Consider the following 3,287-nt stretch of genomic DNA (forward strand, 5'->3'; position numbering starts at 1 on the left):
ACTCGAGCCTAATGGAGTAATGAAAGAGGACTTTTAAACGAAAGGAGATAAGAAATGAGAGAAATCAAATTCAGGGCGTGGATTGTAAAAGAGAATAAAATGGTAACCGTTTATAAGTTAGACTTTTTTACAAAAGACAATAGACCGACTTTGATTATGTGGTATCTATTAGACACGGGCACACAGGCGGGGCTTTTTGCAGGCTTCGAACTTATGCAGTATACTGGTTTGAAAGACAAGAACGGGAAAGAGATTTATGAAGGGGACATTGTGAAATACGATAATCATTTGTATATCGTAAAATGGCTTGATAAGTTTGTTGGTTTTATGGGAGTTGGTGTAGATCAAGAGCGTTCTGATTTATTCTTGGATTTAGTATTTCTAACACCTTATAAAGTCGTTGGCAATATTTACGAAAATCCCGAACTCTTAGGAGGTGAGAAATGAGAATTATGCTTTTTACTATCATTGCTGGTATCACAGTCTTATTTTTGCTTGCGGTGGTTCAACTTTTGGATACTTTTTTGCCTGGATGGAGCGACAGACGAAAACATATAGATGATATTTCTTTTAATATCATGTGGGTGTTGTATATTTTTGTGTCGTGTTTAGTCTTGATATATATTTGGATAGTTGTTGTAGGAGGTCTTAAATGAGAACAGGCTATTTTGTTGAAAATAACTTTTTCGGCTTTATCCACGCACCGAAGGAACTTGAGAAAAAATTAAGAGACGAAGGCTTTGAGGTTTATCAGAGTTTTCAACTTCTTTCGGGAGACTACAAAATTGTAGTCAGGCTTCCGAAGTTAGGCAAGAAAAATGCAATCAATAGACTAATTCAAATCGTAAAGGAGGTAAATGATGAGAATAGATTATGAAATCTATGACGGTTATTTTTACTTTGTTTGCGAATCTGAGAATTACGAATTGTTGGAACAATTATTTGATGAAGGCTTCAAAGTTCCCGAGTTTTATCACTTACTTAACGGAAGTTGCAGAATTGCAGTCCGACTTCCGTTTTTTAATAGACAGCAAACAATTAGAGAACTAATTGAAATCGCACAGGAGGCGTCAAATGAATAACAAAATCCATCAAGTTTATACGCTACAAAGTGGTGAAATCGTTCCAAGCGTGACAACTGTTATCGGACTTCTTGCAAAACCTCAACTAATAGAATGGGCTTGGAAGCAAGGCATCAACGGGCAAGACATTCATAAGATAAAGAACTCTACTGCCGATGCTGGCAGTTTAGCACATCAAATGATACTGGACTTCTTAAAGTTACAACGCACTGATACAAAAGAATATTCGAAAGACATCATTGACCTTGCAGAAAATAGTTTCTTAAGTTTTTTAGAGTGGCAAAAACATAAGACTATCGAACCTATTTTAATCGAGGCAAGTCTGGTGTCCGAAAAATACAAATATGGTGGGACATTAGATTTCTATGGAAAGATAGATGGCATTCTAACTTTAGCAGATTGGAAAACAGGCTCGGGGATTTATGACTCATATGTCTATCAATTAAGTGCTTATCGCAACTTGCTTATTGAAAACGGCTATGAGAATCCTGAACGAGTTATGATAGTAAGGATTAACCGAGACGAAAACGAGAAATTTGAGGAGCTTGTTAAGAAAAACACCGATATTGAATTTGAGATTTTCAAACGGCTTTGCGAGATTTATCATTTGCAAAAACAACTTGGAGGTGAGGGGTGAGGATAAGTCCTGTGTTGCAAATTATACTCGGTTTGTTGGGAACATCTATTTTTCTCATTTATGCAGGTGTTTCGTATCGCAAAGACATTGACAAAGAGACAGGCATATTACTTCTAATAGTGACGGCTGTGTGTCTTGTTTTCTATATCGTTGCTTTGATTTGGATACTCAGTAGGTGAGAGATGACAAATGATTTTTTGCAGTTTTGCTTGGTGGAGTTGCTATATGTTTTATTGGCATTGGGTATGTTTTTACTTTATGCTGCCATTTCTTATTATTGGGACAGAGATAAGAAGACTGCTATACTTCTTATAATAGCGTCAGTGGTGTGCTTTATTCTTCACATCATTGGTATATTTCGAATGTTTTAGAGGTGAGAGATGAAAAATAATATAAACGAGCAAATGCAAACCGAAGAGTTTAATTTTCAAGAGTCTGTTTTGTTTGATAAGGCTATTTTAGTATTCTCTGGAGCAATGCTGGGAGTATCGTTGTTTTTAATGAATTTTATTTATAGATATGTCCCATTATTGTTGATTGCGTGGGTATGTTTTATATTGAGTATCGTTTCGACGCTCTTATCAATGTTAATTAGTCAAGACGTAATTCGAGAAAAAGCAGAATATCTTAAAGGACTTATAGACTATCCAGAAAATCATGCCTTGATTGTTTTGCTATTGAATAGATTTTCTATGAGTTTCTTTATCACTGGTGCGTTTTTCCTTACGGTTTTCTTATTTGCAAATTTATGAGGTGAGAAATGACGCTTTTAGGTAAAATTTTTCTTACAATACTTCTCGTTTGTTTTTTAGGTATGATAGAAGCAATGTTTATCTCGGCATTACCTGATTTTCGTGATGCTGACATATTTTCAATAGTCTTTGGTGTGTGCTTCGATATTTTTATTACTGTGCTTATTATCGGTGGTATTGTATCTGTGTGGCTTGCAGGGGGTGCAAAATGAAACGATTTCGGACATTTTATCGGACATTTTATCGGACATTTATCCTTGCAAACAGGACAAAAAGTCGTAAAATTATCCTTGAAAGGAGGACAATTTGAAGAACAAAACGGACTTGAAAAAGAAGGTAGTTAAACAGAACGACGAGATTTGGAGTTTGATTGTTCGCTTGAGGGACAACTTTACCTGTCGAATGTGCGGGAAGCCAACAAAACATGTCGAGGCGGCACACATTATTGGTCGGGACAACTGGAATACTCGCTGGGACACAAGAAACGGGATAAGTCTATGTTTTTATTGCCATCGCTTCCGCATACATGGAGGTCGTCTTACTGAGGAAGAACGAATTGAGTTTTACAAGAAGGCAGTCGGTGAAGATGTGTATGAGAACCTTTTGGAACTTGCTAAGAAACCTGTAAAACGTAATCTTACTTACGCACAGGCTTGGAACGAGTTATTAAGAAAGGAATTTGTAAAATTGACTGGTATGAGTTTCGAGGAGTTTAAAAAAGAAATGAAGGAGGCAAAAAATGAAGGTTAGAATTGATAAAGCGGAACTTTACCCGTATTTTGTTATCGGTAAATATGGGAAAGAAGTAGAAATCTC

General features: G+C 36.2%; 9 protein-coding genes. All 9 read left to right on the forward strand.

Translation table 11 applies throughout. From position 1 onward, the window contains the following. The first annotated feature begins 54 nt into the window (after positions 1-54). Positions 55-447: a hypothetical protein gene (locus JHC30_06120; GenBank protein MCI4463727.1), complete on the forward strand. Its 393-nt coding sequence runs from the start codon at positions 55-57 to the stop codon at positions 445-447. Continuing rightward, positions 444-656 (forward strand): hypothetical protein, encoded by a 213-nt coding sequence (locus tag JHC30_06125; GenBank protein ID MCI4463728.1) that lies wholly within the window; start codon positions 444-446, stop codon positions 654-656. Before JHC30_06120 ends, JHC30_06125 begins: the two co-directional genes overlap by 4 nt. Next, entirely contained in the window at positions 653-877 is a 225-nt protein-coding gene (locus JHC30_06130) for a hypothetical protein (GenBank protein ID MCI4463729.1), read from the forward strand. The genes JHC30_06125 and JHC30_06130 overlap by 4 nt, the downstream gene beginning before the upstream one ends. Next, positions 861-1,082, forward strand: coding sequence for a hypothetical protein (locus tag JHC30_06135; GenBank protein MCI4463730.1), 222 nt, complete (start codon positions 861-863; stop codon positions 1,080-1,082). The genes JHC30_06130 and JHC30_06135 overlap by 17 nt, the downstream gene beginning before the upstream one ends. After that, positions 1,075-1,719, forward strand: a complete 645-nt coding sequence (locus JHC30_06140; protein MCI4463731.1) for a hypothetical protein — start codon at positions 1,075-1,077, stop codon at positions 1,717-1,719. Before JHC30_06135 ends, JHC30_06140 begins: the two co-directional genes overlap by 8 nt. Then, positions 1,716-1,898, forward strand: a complete 183-nt coding sequence (locus JHC30_06145; protein MCI4463732.1) for a hypothetical protein — start codon at positions 1,716-1,718, stop codon at positions 1,896-1,898. Before JHC30_06140 ends, JHC30_06145 begins: the two co-directional genes overlap by 4 nt. 201 nt (positions 1,899-2,099) lie before the next feature. Then, positions 2,100-2,471 carry a hypothetical protein gene (locus JHC30_06150; GenBank protein MCI4463733.1) on the forward strand — a complete coding sequence of 124 codons (372 nt, stop codon included), beginning with the start codon at positions 2,100-2,102 and terminating at the stop codon, positions 2,469-2,471. An 8-nt stretch (positions 2,472-2,479) separates the two neighbouring features. Further along, entirely contained in the window at positions 2,480-2,683 is a 204-nt protein-coding gene (locus tag JHC30_06155; GenBank protein ID MCI4463734.1) for a hypothetical protein, read from the forward strand. A 94-nt stretch (positions 2,684-2,777) separates the two neighbouring features. Continuing rightward, positions 2,778-3,221: an HNH endonuclease gene (locus JHC30_06160; protein MCI4463735.1), complete on the forward strand. Its 444-nt coding sequence runs from the start codon at positions 2,778-2,780 to the stop codon at positions 3,219-3,221. Positions 3,222-3,287: the final 66 nt, after the last annotated feature.

Source organism: Caldisericum sp., from assembly GCA_022759145.1.
Taxonomy (GTDB): domain Bacteria; phylum Caldisericota; class Caldisericia; order Caldisericales; family Caldisericaceae; genus Caldisericum.